Source organism: Sphingopyxis sp. P1IMeth2, assembly GCF_900185685.1.
Taxonomy (GTDB): Bacteria; Pseudomonadota; Alphaproteobacteria; order Sphingomonadales; family Sphingomonadaceae; genus Sphingopyxis; species Sphingopyxis terrae_A.
Genome location: NZ_FYAT01000018.1, coordinates 84,508 through 98,089, shown reverse-complemented (window position 1 = coordinate 98,089; position 13,582 = coordinate 84,508). Strand labels below are relative to the sequence as shown.

Annotated in this window: 16 protein-coding genes; 4 read left to right on the top strand and 12 right to left on the bottom strand. The window is 65.5% G+C overall.

Annotated elements, in window-relative coordinates; translation table 11 throughout:
* On the bottom strand, positions 1-945 hold the full coding sequence (locus P1IM2_RS18220) for a DnaJ C-terminal domain-containing protein (RefSeq protein ID WP_186403395.1): 945 nt from the start codon (positions 943-945) through the stop codon (positions 1-3).
* A 132-nt stretch (positions 946-1,077) separates the two neighbouring features.
* Between P1IM2_RS18220 and pdxH the strand changes: the two genes are divergently transcribed.
* Positions 1,078-1,659, top strand: a complete 582-nt coding sequence (gene pdxH / locus P1IM2_RS18215; RefSeq protein ID WP_003047963.1) for a pyridoxamine 5'-phosphate oxidase — start codon at positions 1,078-1,080, stop codon at positions 1,657-1,659.
* A complete protein-coding gene (locus tag P1IM2_RS18210; RefSeq protein ID WP_186403394.1) occupies positions 1,656-2,471 on the top strand; it encodes a PhzF family phenazine biosynthesis protein in 816 nt (271 codons plus the stop codon). Before pdxH ends, P1IM2_RS18210 begins: the two co-directional genes overlap by 4 nt.
* Positions 2,472-2,489: 18 nt before the next feature.
* On the opposite strand, the gene P1IM2_RS18205 is transcribed toward P1IM2_RS18210, so the two are convergent.
* Positions 2,490-3,647 (bottom strand): serine hydrolase, encoded by a 1,158-nt coding sequence (locus P1IM2_RS18205; protein WP_186403393.1) that lies wholly within the window; start codon positions 3,645-3,647, stop codon positions 2,490-2,492.
* 8 nt (positions 3,648-3,655) lie between these two features.
* Between P1IM2_RS18205 and P1IM2_RS18200 the strand changes: the two genes are divergently transcribed.
* A complete protein-coding gene (locus tag P1IM2_RS18200) occupies positions 3,656-4,087 on the top strand; it encodes a hypothetical protein (RefSeq protein WP_186403392.1) in 432 nt (143 codons plus the stop codon).
* Here P1IM2_RS18200 and P1IM2_RS18195 read toward each other — a convergent pair.
* From P1IM2_RS18195 to P1IM2_RS18175, 5 genes are all read right to left on the bottom strand, one after another.
* Positions 4,071-4,322 carry a hypothetical protein gene (locus tag P1IM2_RS18195; RefSeq protein WP_186403391.1) on the bottom strand — a complete coding sequence of 84 codons (252 nt, stop codon included), beginning with the start codon at positions 4,320-4,322 and terminating at the stop codon, positions 4,071-4,073. The genes P1IM2_RS18200 and P1IM2_RS18195 overlap by 17 nt on opposite strands.
* 24 nt (positions 4,323-4,346) lie before the next feature.
* Entirely contained in the window at positions 4,347-5,573 is a 1,227-nt protein-coding gene (locus tag P1IM2_RS18190) for a low temperature requirement protein A (RefSeq protein WP_186403390.1), read from the bottom strand.
* Complete coding sequence (locus P1IM2_RS18185) at positions 5,542-6,339, bottom strand: AraC family transcriptional regulator (RefSeq protein ID WP_186403389.1); 798 nt, start codon at positions 6,337-6,339, stop codon at positions 5,542-5,544. Before P1IM2_RS18185 ends, P1IM2_RS18190 begins: the two co-directional genes overlap by 32 nt.
* Before the next feature lie 193 nt (positions 6,340-6,532).
* Entirely contained in the window at positions 6,533-7,456 is a 924-nt protein-coding gene (locus tag P1IM2_RS18180) for an alpha/beta fold hydrolase (protein ID WP_186403388.1), read from the bottom strand.
* 17 nt (positions 7,457-7,473) lie between these two features.
* Positions 7,474-7,701, bottom strand: a complete 228-nt coding sequence (locus P1IM2_RS18175; protein WP_186403387.1) for a hypothetical protein — start codon at positions 7,699-7,701, stop codon at positions 7,474-7,476.
* Between the two features lie 29 nt (positions 7,702-7,730).
* On the opposite strand from P1IM2_RS18175, the gene murA reads away from it, so the two are divergent.
* Positions 7,731-9,014 (top strand): UDP-N-acetylglucosamine 1-carboxyvinyltransferase, encoded by a 1,284-nt coding sequence (gene murA / locus P1IM2_RS18170; RefSeq protein ID WP_186403386.1) that lies wholly within the window; start codon positions 7,731-7,733, stop codon positions 9,012-9,014.
* Here the strand turns inward: murA and P1IM2_RS18165 are convergent.
* From P1IM2_RS18165 to P1IM2_RS18145, 5 genes are all read right to left on the bottom strand, one after another.
* On the bottom strand, positions 9,011-9,967 hold the full coding sequence (locus tag P1IM2_RS18165; RefSeq protein ID WP_186403385.1) for a DMT family transporter: 957 nt from the start codon (positions 9,965-9,967) through the stop codon (positions 9,011-9,013). The two genes, murA and P1IM2_RS18165, sit on opposite strands and share 4 nt — an antisense overlap.
* Entirely contained in the window at positions 9,964-10,965 is a 1,002-nt protein-coding gene (locus tag P1IM2_RS18160; protein WP_186403421.1) for a threonine aldolase family protein, read from the bottom strand. The genes P1IM2_RS18165 and P1IM2_RS18160 overlap by 4 nt, the downstream gene beginning before the upstream one ends.
* A gap of 112 nt (positions 10,966-11,077) precedes the next feature.
* On the bottom strand, positions 11,078-11,260 hold the full coding sequence (locus P1IM2_RS18155) for a hypothetical protein (protein ID WP_062765533.1): 183 nt from the start codon (positions 11,258-11,260) through the stop codon (positions 11,078-11,080).
* Positions 11,261-11,363: 103 nt separating this feature from the next.
* Entirely contained in the window at positions 11,364-12,014 is a 651-nt protein-coding gene (locus tag P1IM2_RS18150; protein WP_186403384.1) for a DUF1345 domain-containing protein, read from the bottom strand.
* Positions 12,011-13,228 (bottom strand): argininosuccinate synthase, encoded by a 1,218-nt coding sequence (locus tag P1IM2_RS18145; RefSeq protein WP_186403383.1) that lies wholly within the window; start codon positions 13,226-13,228, stop codon positions 12,011-12,013. Before P1IM2_RS18145 ends, P1IM2_RS18150 begins: the two co-directional genes overlap by 4 nt.
* Between the last annotated feature and the right edge of the window lie 354 nt (positions 13,229-13,582).

Here is a 13,582-nt window from a genome sequence, read left to right as displayed (position 1 = left end):
TCACACGCCAAGATCGGCCCGCACCGGCCGCGTATCGGTCCAACCTTCGAGCGCCTTTTCGAGCGCCTTTTCGAGCGCGGTGTCGCCCGAAGGAATGTCCACCATCAACCGGACGAGCTGGTCGCCGCGGCCGCCGCCCTTGCTGCTGAACCCCTTGCCCTTGAGGCGCATCACCTTGCCCGACGAGGAACCCGCTGGGATCGACAACATCACCGGTCCGTCGACGGTCGGCACCTTGATCTTCGCGCCCTTGACCGCTTCGTTCAGCGTGATCGGCAAGTCGAGCCGGATATTGTCGCCATCGCGTTCGTAGAAGGGATGATCCTTGACGCTGATCGTCACGATGCCGTCGCCATTGCCTCCGGGCCCCGGCTGCCCCTTGCCCGCAAGGCGCATCTGCGTTCCGGTTTCGACCCCGGCCGGCAGCTTGAGGTCGATCGTCTTGCCGTCGGCAAGCGTAATCCGCTGCATCGCCTGGGTCGCCGCGTCGACGAACGAAACGCTCAGCCGATAGGCGACATTGGCGCCTTTTTGCGGCGGCGCGCTGCGTCCCCCGCCGAAACCAAATCCGCCGCCACCACCGCGACCGCCGAACAGGCCTTCGAATATGTCGCCGAAGTCGGCGCCCTCGCCACCAAAACCGCCGAAGCCCCCCTGCGGCCCGCCGCGCGGGTCGCCCCGAAAGCCCCCGCCGCCACCGCCGAAACCGAACGGCATGGCGGGATTGCCCTCTGCATCGATTTCGCCGCGATCGAACTGCGCGCGCTTTTCCTTGTCGGACAACAGGTCATAGGCTTTGGTGACGTCGGAGAATTTCTCCGACGCCTTCGGATTTTCCTTGTTCCGGTCGGGATGCAGCTCTTTTGCAAGCTTGCGATAAGCGGATTTGATTTCCGCTTCGCTCGCGTTTTTCGCCACGCCGAGGGTGGAATAGGGATCTGCCATCTGTCTCCTGTAGCCCGATAAGTGACTGGCCGTGAAGGGCCGATTGCGCGCCATGTGGTAATGGCTGCGCAGAGGGTCAAGTTCCCGACGCTTTTGCTCGACCAGAGGCGCGACGCGGAGTATTGAGCCGGCATGACGACGACCGATCCTTTCGCGCTATTCGACCTATGGTATGGCGAGGCACGCGCGAGTGAACCCAATGACAGCAATGCGATGGCTCTGGCGACCGCGACGGCGGACGGCCATCCGTCGGTACGGATGGTCCTGCTGAAAGGTCATGGCCCCGACGGGTTCGTCTTCTACACCAATCTCGACAGCCGCAAGGGCGGCGAACTTGCGGCGAACCCGCATGTCGCACTGCTCTTTCACTGGAAGTCGCTGCGCCGACAGATTCGCATCGAAGGCCCGGTATCGACCGTCGACGACGCAACCGCCGATGCCTATTTCGCGACGCGCAGCCGCGACAGCCAGCTCGGCGCCTGGGCCAGCCAGCAGTCGCGTCCGCTCGACGCGCGTGAAAGCTTCGAAAGCCGCTTTGCCGAAATGCAGGCGCGCTTCGAAGGGCAGGACGTGCCGCGTCCGCCACGCTGGTCGGGCTGGCGCGTGACGCCCGAGCGAATCGAATTCTGGCAGGACCGGGCGCATCGCCTGCACGAACGCACGTTGTTCGTGCGCGCGGGCGATGGCTGGACGAGCGGACTGCTCTACCCATGAGCTGGCGCCGCCTGCCGATCACGCGCGTCGACGCCTTTGCCGAGCGGGCGTTCGAGGGCAATCCGGCGGCCGTCATGCCGCTTGATGAGTGGATGAGCGACGCGATGCTTCAGGCGATCGCGGCGGAGAATAACCTTTCCGAAACCGCCTTCGTCGTCCCCGACGAAACGAGCGAGGCGGATTACGAACTGCGCTGGTTCACGCCCAGGCAAGAGGTCGCGCTGTGCGGCCACGCGACGCTGGCGAGCGGGCATGTGCTGCTGACCACCGCCCAGTGGCGCGGCGACATGCGGTTTCGCACGCGCCACGCGGGCATCCTCGTTGTCGCGCGCGATGACGAGGACGGATATCGCATGCGCCTGCCCGCCTATCGCCCCGAACCCAAGCCCTTGGCAAAGATCGCAGCCGCGGTCGGCGGGTCGCCGGTCGAGACGCTGTGGCACGACGGGCGCTATGCGCTGCTGGTCTATGCCGATCCGCGCGAGGTGCGCGCGCTGGCGCCCGACATGGCGGCGCTCAAGGCGCTGGGCGATGTACAGGCGATCGCCACCGCCGACGGCGCGGGCGACCCAGCAGGCGCCGATGTCGTAAGCCGCGTGTTCGTGCCAAGCGCGGGGATCGATGAAGATCCCGTCACCGGGTCGGCGCACTGCGTCCTTACCCCTTATTGGACGCGCCGACTGGCGCGCGACCGCTTTACCGCCTGGCAGGCGAGCGAGCGCGGCGGGCGAGTCGGCTGTCATATCGACGGCGATCAGGTCGAGCTTTCGGGTCGCTGCGTCACGACGCTGACCGGCGAATTCCTGCTCTGACGATCGCGGCGTAGCGCCTTAGAGCGCGGCAGTCAGATCGGCGAGATGGCGGCGGAGCGCCGGGAACTGCTTGTCCTTCGTTATGCCGAGCCGCACCATCGTGATCCGCTGCGACGGCGACACGATGATATATTGCCCCTGATGCCCGATGCAGGCGAACAGGTCGTTCGGCCCGCGATCGGGCCATAGCGCCGCCCCCACGCCCGCGGGCCGCGCGCGGTTGAGCCAGATGTGCCCGCCATAGCCGGCATCGTTTGGCGACGGCGTCAGCATGAAGCGCATCCAGGTTTCGGGGAGCAGGCGCTGGCCGTTCGCAACGCCATGATTGCGCAGGAATTCGCCGAACTTCGCATAGTCGCGTGCGGTCGCGTGCATGATCGATCCGCCGACCATCGTGCCATGCGCGTCGAAGTCGGGGGTCAGGCTGGTCATTCCCAGCGGCTCGGTCAAACGGCCGTGAATGAAATCGAGCATCGCGTCGCGCCGCGCGTCGGGGTTCGAGGACGGGGTCAGTGCATCGGTCAGGATGTCGGCAAGGATGACGCTGGTCGCCGAACTATAGTTGAAGACTTCACCCGGTTTGGCGATCGCGGGCTTGCCCTCGGCAAAGGCGGCCATATCCTGCGCCCCCTTGCCGAACAGCATGTCGACCGTGTCGCCGCGCCAAACCGGGTCGCCTTCCTCGACATGCTCAAGGCCCGATGACATGTGCAACAGATCCCTGAGCGTGATCGTGCCGCGCGGATCGCCGCTGCGTTGCCACGCCGCGACCGGCGCCGGGCCATCGAGCGACAATTGGCCGTCGGCGACCAGAAAGCCCGTCAGCACCGCAGTGATACTCTTGGCCATCGACCAGCTGATAAGCTTGGTATCGGGGCCGAAGCCGGCGCCATAGCGTTCGTAGATCGGCTTGCCGTCGCGCAGGACCAACAGCGCGCGCGTCTCGCCGACATCGCCGGCATCGTCGAACAGCGCATCGGCCTTCGCCTTCACCACCGGACCGAGCGCCGGGAGCGCGGGCGACGCAGCGACCGGCACGACATCGTCGATCGACGCGCCCAGCCGCGGTGCTGGTGCGGGCGGCGCCATGCTGCCCTGCCCGGCGGCGTGCGTCAGCGACCAGCCACCCAGAAGCGCGAGCGCGGCACTTGCCAGCAGGAGTTTTTTCGTGATCATGGCCGCCCGTGAGTAACACCAACCCACCCGAAACGGCAACGGGCGAACCGGCCGCGGCGCCGACGCCGACCGGCGAGCGCCCCGACGTGCCGCGCCGCCTGCACGGCCGCAAGCGCGGGGCGAGCCGCTGGGGCGGCTGCCTGCCATGGACGGCGGGCTTCGGCGTTCTGTTGCTGATCTTCCTGATCTGGCAATTTCCGTCGTTCAAGGCGCAGGCCGAACTCGGCTCGGCCTATGCCGCGCGCGTCGGTTGTTCGTGCCGCTATGTCCAGGGACGCAGCCTCGACAGTTGCCAGACGGACTTCGAACCCGGCATGGAACTGGTGTCGCTCAGCGACGATCCGGCGACGAAGACGGTGACGGGCAGCGTGCCGCTGCTCGCATCGCGCAGCGCGCGCTATGCCGGCGCCAATGGCTGCCTGATCAATCCCGCACCCTGAACCGCTGCGTGATCAGCGCGAAAGCCGCGGGGACGCCGAAGACGAGCAGCCACACCGTCGCCTCCTCGCCCCAGCCATAGCCGGCCGAAAGCACGCCGAAGAGCAGATTGGCGACCGATACGACCAACCACAGGACCAGAAACAGCCGGGTCGCGCGGGCGGCGTCGCGTATGGACAGGCGCAGCAGGACCAGCAGGGCCAGCGCGGCGATGAGCATGATCATGGTGTGCGACATGAATTCCTCCCCTGAAACATCCGGCTACGCATCGGGATCGGCGCCGAACAGGCGGCCGAGCCCCGGCGCCCAGCGCTGCCAGCCGCCGTTGAGCGATCCCCATTCCCAGATCGCGGTGAACAACAGCGCGCCGAAAATCCCCATGCCGAGCGTTAGCGGCTGCCAATGGCCGAACCAGGCCGCGGCGCCGATCGCGAGCAGCAGCGCGCAGCCGAGCATATGCGAAAAGGGCGGCAGCGGCCGATCGTTCGTCGCGCGCTTGAACCCCATATTGCCGACAAGGAAGAGCAGCGCGCCGCCGACGGCAACGGCGAGATAGGCCGGCTCGATATGCCCCTTGGGGTGAGCGAGCAGCATTTCGTCGGCGACCGCCGAGACGACGAGCCCCGCGACGATCGGGATATGCCAATAGGTATAGGCGTTGCGCGCGAGAAGCCCGGCGTCGCCGCTCGCCTCGATCAGCTTGCTTCCGCGCACCGCGCCGGTGTCGAAATAGAGCCACCACAGCGCCGCGCTGCCCAGGAAGCAGGTCACGAAAGCCGTCCAGTGGAGCGCGTCCTGCGGCAACGTCGCAAAGGTCGCCCCGGTGACGAGCACCCCCTCGCCCAGCGCGATGATGATGAACAGCGCGCAGCGTTCGGCCATATGCGCCCCGGCGATGTCCCAGTCAGCCGCGTTCGACCGGCCCAGCCCGGGCGTCGCAAAAAAGGCGAAAGGACCGGCATATTCGATGGCGAGCGCCGCCGCCCAGCACAGCATCCGCACCCCGGCATCGGCGAAGCAGCCCGCGATCCACAGGGGCAGGGTGAGCAGCGACCAGAAGGCGATGCGCGCGAAATTGCGGGCGCGCCCGTCGTGGATCCCCCAGCTTGCCCAGATGACATAAAGCGACCGCCCCAATTGCATCGAACAATAGGCGGCGGCGAACAGCCAGCCATTCTTGCCGAACGCATAGGGAATGGCGCTCGACAGCGCGAGCCCCGCGAGCATCAGCAGGATCAGCATGAGGCGGACATTGGCGCGGTCGGGGTTCAGCCAGTTCGCAACCCAGGTCGTGTAAATCCACACCCACCAGACCGCGAACAGCAGGATCAGCGCCTGCAACGCCCCCAGCAGCGACAGATGCGCGAGCAGGCCGTGCGAAAGCTGGGTTATCGCGAAGACGAAAACGAGGTCGAAGAACAACTCGATATAGGTGACCGGCGCATGGCCGTGCGCGTCACGCGCCCGAAACAGATTGGTCCTCGCCATCGACGCTCGCCCTCCCCTTCATAAGTTTGCGCCACTGGCCGGGAGACATAGCAAGCCTGCGCCGAAACACAGCACAAAGATGCGCGTGACTCGAAAAGCCGGTTGCAAAGGCGATTTCGGCGACGCTCAGCGGCCGGTTGAGCAGAAACCAGCAGGCGCGGCGCAGCCGCTGATGCAGCACATATTGCGCCGGCGTCCGGCCTGTCGCGCGCGCGAATTGGACGATCAGATTATTGACCGACATGCCGGCTTCCTCGGCAAGTTCGTGCACCGACAGCTGGGTTTCAAGGCCCTTCTGGATATAGCGCATCAGATCGTCGATGCGCCGCGCGATGCCCGGCTGTACCGGAAGCGTTGCCGTGGTTGCGAGCCGTTCGGCGATCGCGGCGATCAGGGCGTCGCCCGCCTGGGCATCGCCCGCCGCGAGCGCGCGGGCGAGCGCCGCCATCGCCGGATCGTCATGCCCCGCGATCGCCCGCGCATGGGGCGAAACGGCGAGCCGGTGATGCGGAATTTCAACCTCGATGCTACGCACCGCGCCGCCCTGCGCCGTCGCGCGATATTCGTGACCGAAGGGCGCCAGCCACATTTCGCCGGGGATCGGATCGCCGAGCGATGTCCGCCGTCCGTCGAGCCATGTCTCGAGCCAGTGGTAGCTGCCCGCTTCGTAAAGGATCAGGATGTGACAATCGCCAGACACCGTCCAACTGCTCGGGCCGTCGATCCGGTCGACCTTGGCGATTGCCCTGACTTCTCCCGCGTTCATCCAGCGAATATGCCGAATGCGGGAGAATCTGAAAGCCTGCAATATAGGCCAAATCTATGGTTAAATCGCACCTTCAGTTTTTGGGTCGCAAACCAGTGGACGGACTGAAGGTGCACCCCAAAACCGACCCCTCCGGCGGGCGACTGTTATAGTCGTCCGCCGTTTTTCGGGCTCCGCTAAACGGCGACGCGGGTCAGTTTGCGGCGAGAAATTCGTCCATCGCGGCGTTGACCGCATCGGGCGCTTCCCAAGGCACAAAATGGCCGCAGCCCGGCACCTTCACAATGGTGATATGGGGCACCAGTTCCTCGATCCCGTCGAGGTTGCACGGGGGCAGCGCGACATCGTCGAGCGCCCAGACGACCAGCGTCGGGATCGTCAGCTTCGGAAAAGGCATCGCCGGCGGCTCGGCATAGGGGTCGTCCATTGCGGGCACATTGGCGGGCGAACCGCGATACCAGTTGATCATCGCGCGACAGGTGTCGCGATCCTCCCAATCCTTGAGTAGCCGGGCGATCTCGTCGGGCGGCTGGATCCCGCCGCTCGGCACCCTGCCCGCAAAGGCATGGGCAAGGATGCCCGCGATGCCATGCTCCTCGATAATCGCATCGCTGGCGGGATCGCGGAAGGTGCGGATATACTGGCTCGCGGCGCGCTGTTCGGCATTGGTCAGCAGCAGGCGCTGAAAGATCGCGGGGTGCGGCGCATTGGCGATGACCGCCCGCGTGACGCGGCCCGACCATTCGGGATGCAGCCCTCCCGGCTGACCGCCGAGCGCCACGCCCCACGCGATCGCCCCACCCCAATCATGCCCGACGACCGTAAAATCGCCGACGTCCAGCGCGTCGGCGAGCGCGAAGATATCGGCGATCAGCTTGTCGGGGGTGTAGGAGGCGGCGTCCTGCGGCTTCGACGACCCGCGATAGCCGCGCTGATCGGGCGCGATGCAGCGGAAATGCTGCGCGAAATGCGGCAGCTGAAAGCGCCAGGTGCGGTGCGATTCGGGAAAGCCGTGGAGGAAGATCAGCACCGGCGCATCGCGCGGCCCCATATCAACAACGTCGAGTTCGACCCCCGTCGCCAGCCTGACCCGCACCTGATCGAAATCGCCGCTCATGCATCGCTCCTCTGGTTTCATTTCAAAACCGTCTGGCCGAGCGCGGCGCCGCTGGCAAGCTGCAACAAATGGCGGGTCGGTGGCGACTGCGGCGGCGTTTGGCGGATTGGCGGCATTGGGTTGGAGAGCGGACGTTGCGGCAAATCGCCTTGCGTTCGCCGGCGCAAGCCGGGGTGCAAGTCCGGGATGACGATGCCGTAAACATCGTGCTTCGGTCGCAACCCGAACACCGCATCCGCTTGCACGCACCCACGCATCCGCTAAAGACGCCCCGATGGATCAGATCGTCATTCGCGGCGGCCAGCGACTCAAGGGCCGTATCCCCATCTCGGGCGCCAAGAACGCCGCGCTCACCCTTCTGCCCTGTGCGCTGCTGACCGACGAGCCGCTGACCCTGCGCAACCTGCCGCGGCTCGCCGACGTCGATGGCTTCGGGCATCTGCTCAACCAGCTCGGCTGTTCGACGACGATCGAAGGATCGCGGCCCGAGGATTTCGGCCGCGTGATGACCGCGCGCGCGACGACGCTGACCTCGACCGTCGCGCCCTATGACATCGTCCGCAAGATGCGCGCCTCGATTCTCGTGCTCGGCCCGCTGCTCGCGCGCGCGGGCGAAGCCACCGTGTCGCTGCCGGGCGGCTGCGCCATCGGCAACCGCCCGATCGACCTGCATCTGAAGGCGCTGGAAGCTTTCGGCGCCGAGATCGAGCTTGCGTCGGGCTATGTGAAGGCCGTCGCCCCCGGCGGGCGCCTTGCCGGCGGCAAGTTCACCTTCCCCGTCGTCTCGGTCGGCGCGACCGAAAATGCGGTGATGGCGGCAGTTCTCGCCAAGGGCACCTGCGTTCTCGAAAACGCCGCGCGCGAGCCCGAGATCGTCGATCTGTGCAACTGCCTGGTCGCAATGGGCGCGCATATCGACGGCATCGGGACCGAAACGCTGACGATCGAAGGCGTCGACCGCCTGCACGGCGCGACCTATCGCGTGATGGCCGACCGCATCGAGGCGGGCAGCTACGCCTGCGCCGCGGTGATCACCCAGGGCGATGTCGAACTGGTCGGTGCCAAGGCCGACGAGATGGAAGCGACGCTCGCCGCGCTGCGCGAAGCCGGTGCGACGGTCGAGACGACCAAGGCCGGGATCCGCGTCGCTATGGACGGCCGCGCCGACCCCGTCACGCTGTCGACCGCGCCCTACCCCGGCTTTGCCACCGACATGCAGGCGCAGTTCATGGCGATGGCGACGCTCGGCACGGGCGCCTCGCTGTTCACCGAGACGATCTTCGAAAACCGCTACATGCATGTCCCCGAGCTCGCGCGCATGGGCTGCGACATCCAGGTCAAGGGCCGCACCGCAATCGTCCGCGGCGTCGATCATCTGGTCGGCGCGCCGGTGATGGCGACCGACCTGCGCGCATCGATGAGCCTGATCATCGCGGGGCTGGCGGCGCAGGGCCAGACCGAGGTCAACCGCGTCTACCACCTCGACCGCGGCTACGAGCGGCTGGAGGAAAAGCTGCAGGCGGTCGGCGCCGATATCGAACGGATCAGCGCGGGCTAGTCGCTCTCGACCGGCATCGACACCATATTGCCGCTGACCGAGGGTTTGGCGGGCCGTTTCGCGACCGCGATCACCAGTCCGACAAGCGCGACCGCGCCGCCCGCGATCGACAGCGGCGCCCAGTGATACCCCTCGAGCGCGGTCGAAAATCCCATCGCGATGATCGGGATCAGCACGCTTGACCAGGCCGCCTGGCCCGGCCCCACCGCGCGGATGACGCCGAAATAGAGCGGGAAGGTAACGGCGCTCGCAATGACGCCGAGATAGAAGACGCCGCCGATATAGGCCGGCGTCGCCTCGATCTGCGGCGGACCGATTGTGATCCACGCAAAGGCGCCGTCGGCAAGCGCGCCGAACAGCATGGCCCACGCGATCATCACGATCATCGACTGCGCGCGCGCGAAATGCGTCCCCTGCATCACATTGGAAATCGAGGCGCTGAGCACCCCCGACAGGGTGAGCGCGGTTCCGATCAGCACGGCGTGCGCGTCGAGCGCGGCGGCGCGATATTCGTGCAGGATCATCATCGCCACCCCGACGATCGCAATCCCCGCCCCCGTCAGAAAACGCGCCTCGATCGGTGTGCGGAGGAACAGGCGGCCGAGCAATGTGTTGGGAACGATCAGCAACGCGAACAGCACCGCCACCAGCCCCGACGTGATATGCTGCTCGGCGCGGTAGACGAAATTGAAGTTGAAGGCGAATTGCGCGACGCCGAGCATGGCGGCAAACGCCAGCGCGCGTGGACCCGGCATCAGTCGTTCGCGGCGGACGACGGCAAAGGCGAACATCGCCGCCGCCGCAACCGCGAAACGATAAGTGACCGACCAGCTCGGCGGTACGATGCCAAGCTGCCCCTTGATGACGATCCAGGTCGATCCCCAGATCAGCGTTACCAGCGCAAAGGGAAGCAGGACGCGCGGGCTGAGCAGCGACGCCGAAGGTGCGGTCATAGCGCCGCGATCGCAGCGGCGAGCGGCGCCACCGCGGCGGCATCCTGGTCCCAGCTCGTGACAAGACGCGCGGCGCCCTCGCCCCAATCGTAAAAGTCAAAGCCCCGGGCGCGCAGTTCAGCCGCTTCCTCGGCGCTCAGCCGCACGAAGAGTTCGTTCGCCTCGACGGGGTGCATCAGCCGGTCGCCGCACGCCTGCGCGAGCGCCTGCGCGCCGGCGTTGGCGGCGCGCGCATTGGCGAGCCACAGATCGTCCTTCAGCATCGCGCGAATCTGCGCGGCGACGAAACGCCCCTTGCTGAGCAGATGTCCGCCGCGCTTCTTGAGCTCGCGCACCCCCGCCCCGCCGCTGCCACCAAAGAAAACCAGTGCCTCGGCCATCATCGCACCATTTTTGGTGAACCCGAACGACAGCGCATCGACTCCCGCGCGCCACGTCACATCGGCGGGCGAACAGCCGGCGAAGGCGACCGCATTGGCGAAACGCGCGCCGTCCATATGCAGCTTCATGTCGTTGGCGCGCGCTATTTCGCTGATTTCGCGCACTTCGTCCGGCCGCCACGCCAGCCCATATTCGGTGGCGTTGGTGATGCTGATCGCGGCGGGCTGCACCTGATGCACATCCCTGCGGATGCCGGCGATCCGCGCCTTCAGCGCATCGGCGTCGATCTTCGCGCCCGCGCCCGGCAGCGTCATCAGCTTGGCGCCGCCCGAATAGAAGGTCGGCGCGCCGCATTCATCGACTTCGATATGCGCCTCCTCATAGCAGAGGATGCCCTGCCACGGCCGCACGAAATGGGCGAGGATGATGCTGTTCGCCGCGGTGCCGGTCGCGATCCACACGACCTCGCAAGAGGTTTCGAACAGGTCTGAAAAGGCCGCGTCGAGCGACCGGCTGATCGCGTCGCCGTCATAGGCGGTGTCGACATGATTGGCGGCGACGAGCGCCTCCATTACGGCGGGATGGACGGCGGCGGCATTGTCCGAAAAAAAGCGCATGGCGGTCATGACGTCGCCCTTAGCGCAGGATGTGACGTCATGCTAAGCCGTTATTTGTGAAATTCAGCGCCATTTGTTCCCGAAATCGAGACAATATCCTTTCAAAAGGAAGTTAATGGCGCCGGCGATAGATTTTCCGGCCCAGCGAGCGCGACCAGCGCACATAATAGGCACCGGGCAATAGCAGGCGCGTGGCGATGCCATGCGTCGTTATGATCAGGGCCAGACGTGGCAGCCAGATGAGGCAGGGTATCCATTCGTGACGGGCGGAATCATTGGCGGGCGGCGCATCCATATGCTGTTCTCCGAGTCCGCCCCATTTCCGCAAATTAGCATAAGCGGGGGAGAATGGAGACCGGAAACGCCGCGTCGCGCGACCATCGGCCCGGCAATTCGGTTCAGCCGCCGCTGAGACTGTTTATCGTGAACGCGATGACGCCGATGTTGAAGACGAAGGCGGCAAAGCTCTGGACCAGCGCGATACGGCGCCAATGGGGGCTGTGGATCTCCACATCGCTCGTCTGGAACGTCATCCCCAATGTGTAGGCAAAATAGGCGAAATCCCAATATCCGGGCTGACGCTCGCCCGGAAAGTCTATGCCGCCGCGATATTCGCCCTTGCGATCGGGCGCGTAGAACAGATGCGCATAGTGCAGCGCGAACACCATGTTGAAGAACAGCCAGGCGACGAGCAGTGTACCGAGCACCAATATCTTCTGCCAGAGCAGCGGCGCGTCGGCGCGGCCGTGGAGAATGAAGCCGACGCCGAACAATATGAGCATCAGCACCGCGACGGTTATCGCGAGCGAGATGAGCTGATCGGGATCGTTGCGCTCGGCCTGTTCGCGGATCGCGCCATTGCCGTCGCGAAACAGCGGCACCAGCGTTGCGAAGAAGACCAGCGCCGCGGCGACGAAACCGAGCAACGCCGCCTCGGGCCAGGCGAAGCGCAAATGAATGAGCGGAATGTCGGCGAGCAGGACGGTAAACAGCACAAAGCGCCACGGCACCCGGGCCTGCCGGATCGCCGTCTTGCCCGTCCGCGTCACCGATCGCGCTTCGCGAGCAGCTTGAGGCGCAGCGCGTTCAACTTGATGAAGCCCGCCGCGTCTTTCTGGTCATAGGCGCCGGCATCATCCTCGAAGGTCACATGCGCTTCGCTGTAGAGGCTGTTCGGCGACTTGCGGCCGACGACGCTGGCATTGCCCTTGTAGAGCTTCAGGCGGACGGTGCCGCTCACCTTCTCCTGGCTGTGGTCGATCGCGGCCTGCAGCATCTCGCGCTCCGGCGCGAACCAGAAGCCATTGTAGATGAGCTCGGCATATTTCGGCATCAGCTCGTCCTTGAGGTGCGCCGCGCCGCGATCGAGCGTGATGCTTTCGATCCCGCGATGCGCCCGGGCATAGATTTCGCCGCCCGGCGTTTCGTACATACCGCGCGATTTCATGCCGACGAAGCGGTTTTCGACGAGGTCGAGGCGGCCGATACCATGTTTACGGCCGAGGTCGTTGAGCGCCGCAAGCAGCGCCGCGGGCGACATCGCCTGACCGTTGAGCGCGACACCGTCGCCGCGTTCGAAATCGATCGTGATATATTCGGGCGCGTCGGGCGCGTCTTCGGGATTCACGGTGCGCGAATAGACGTAATCGGGCGTTTCCTGCCACGGATCCTCGAGCACCTTGCCTTCCGAGGAGGTGTGGAGGAGGTTCGCGTCGGTCGAGAAGGGGCTTTCGCCGCGCTTGTCCTTCGGCACCGGAATCTGGTTCTTTTCGGCGAAGTCGATCAGCGCAGTGCGGCTCGTCAGGTCCCATTCGCGCCACGGCGCGATGACCTTGATGTCGGGATTGAGCGCGTAACAGGACAGTTCGAAGCGCACCTGGTCATTGCCCTTGCCCGTCGCGCCATGCGCCACGGCATCGGCGCCGGTTTCGCGGGCGATTTCGACCAGCCGCTTCGAGATCAGCGGCCGCGCGATCGACGTGCCGAGCAGATAATCGCCCTCGTAACGCGCATTGGCGCGCATCATCGGGAAAACGAAGTCGCGCACGAATTCCTCGCGTACGTCGTCGATATAGATATGCTCGGGCTTGATCCCCATCAGCTCGGCCTTGGCACGCGCCGGCTCGAGTTCCTCGCCCTGGCCCAGATCGGCGGTAAAGGTCACCACCTCGCACCCATAGGTGACCTGCAGCCATTTCAGAATGACGCTGGTGTCGAGTCCCCCCGAATAGGCAAGGACGACGCGCTTGATGGACTCGGACATGGCAGCACCTTCTGGCGGGAAATGACGCGGGCGCGGCTAGCAGGCCTGCCGGCGCGGCGCAACGGCCCGATCGGAAAAAGAGACGGAAAACTGCGAAACTTCACGCGCGAATCATAGTCGCGCAGCCGCTCGCGGCTTCAACGGCGGCCTAAACGCGACAAAAGAACCCGTGCGCAGTGTCAAAATATCTCCTTCTTCGCTTTAAGGGCGGTCGGCTCGAAGCGGCGAAGCGACCGATATGGGCGGGGACAAACGGCATAAACAGGAGGCTAGCGCGACCCGGTTTTGTAGGACAGCGATTTGCTAGGATGAAATGGCGGCAGCCGACTGATTGCGGACCTCGCGAATCCAAAT

What these genes read in the sequence shown, in the direction of transcription:
- P1IM2_RS18190 (WP_186403390.1), bottom strand. Translation starts at nt 5,573, where the DNA reads ATGGCGAGGACCAATCTGTTTCGGGCGCGTGACGCGCACGGCCATGCG.
- pdxH (WP_003047963.1), top strand. Translation starts at nt 1,078, where the DNA reads ATGACGACGACCGATCCTTTCGCGCTATTCGACCTATGGTATGGCGAG.
- P1IM2_RS18165 (WP_186403385.1), bottom strand. Translation starts at nt 9,967, where the DNA reads ATGACCGCACCTTCGGCGTCGCTGCTCAGCCCGCGCGTCCTGCTTCCC.
- P1IM2_RS18180 (WP_186403388.1), bottom strand. Translation starts at nt 7,456, where the DNA reads ATGAGCGGCGATTTCGATCAGGTGCGGGTCAGGCTGGCGACGGGGGTC.
- P1IM2_RS18160 (WP_186403421.1), bottom strand. Translation starts at nt 10,965, where the DNA reads ATGCGCTTTTTTTCGGACAATGCCGCCGCCGTCCATCCCGCCGTAATG.
- P1IM2_RS18205 (WP_186403393.1), bottom strand. Translation starts at nt 3,647, where the DNA reads ATGATCACGAAAAAACTCCTGCTGGCAAGTGCCGCGCTCGCGCTTCTG.
- murA (WP_186403386.1), top strand. Translation starts at nt 7,731, where the DNA reads ATGGATCAGATCGTCATTCGCGGCGGCCAGCGACTCAAGGGCCGTATC.
- P1IM2_RS18220 (WP_186403395.1), bottom strand. Translation starts at nt 945, where the DNA reads ATGGCAGATCCCTATTCCACCCTCGGCGTGGCGAAAAACGCGAGCGAA.
- P1IM2_RS18155 (WP_062765533.1), bottom strand. Translation starts at nt 11,260, where the DNA reads ATGGATGCGCCGCCCGCCAATGATTCCGCCCGTCACGAATGGATACCC.
- P1IM2_RS18195 (WP_186403391.1), bottom strand. Translation starts at nt 4,322, where the DNA reads ATGTCGCACACCATGATCATGCTCATCGCCGCGCTGGCCCTGCTGGTC.
- P1IM2_RS18185 (WP_186403389.1), bottom strand. Translation starts at nt 6,339, where the DNA reads ATGAACGCGGGAGAAGTCAGGGCAATCGCCAAGGTCGACCGGATCGAC.
- P1IM2_RS18210 (WP_186403394.1), top strand. Translation starts at nt 1,656, where the DNA reads ATGAGCTGGCGCCGCCTGCCGATCACGCGCGTCGACGCCTTTGCCGAG.
- P1IM2_RS18145 (WP_186403383.1), bottom strand. Translation starts at nt 13,228, where the DNA reads ATGTCCGAGTCCATCAAGCGCGTCGTCCTTGCCTATTCGGGGGGACTC.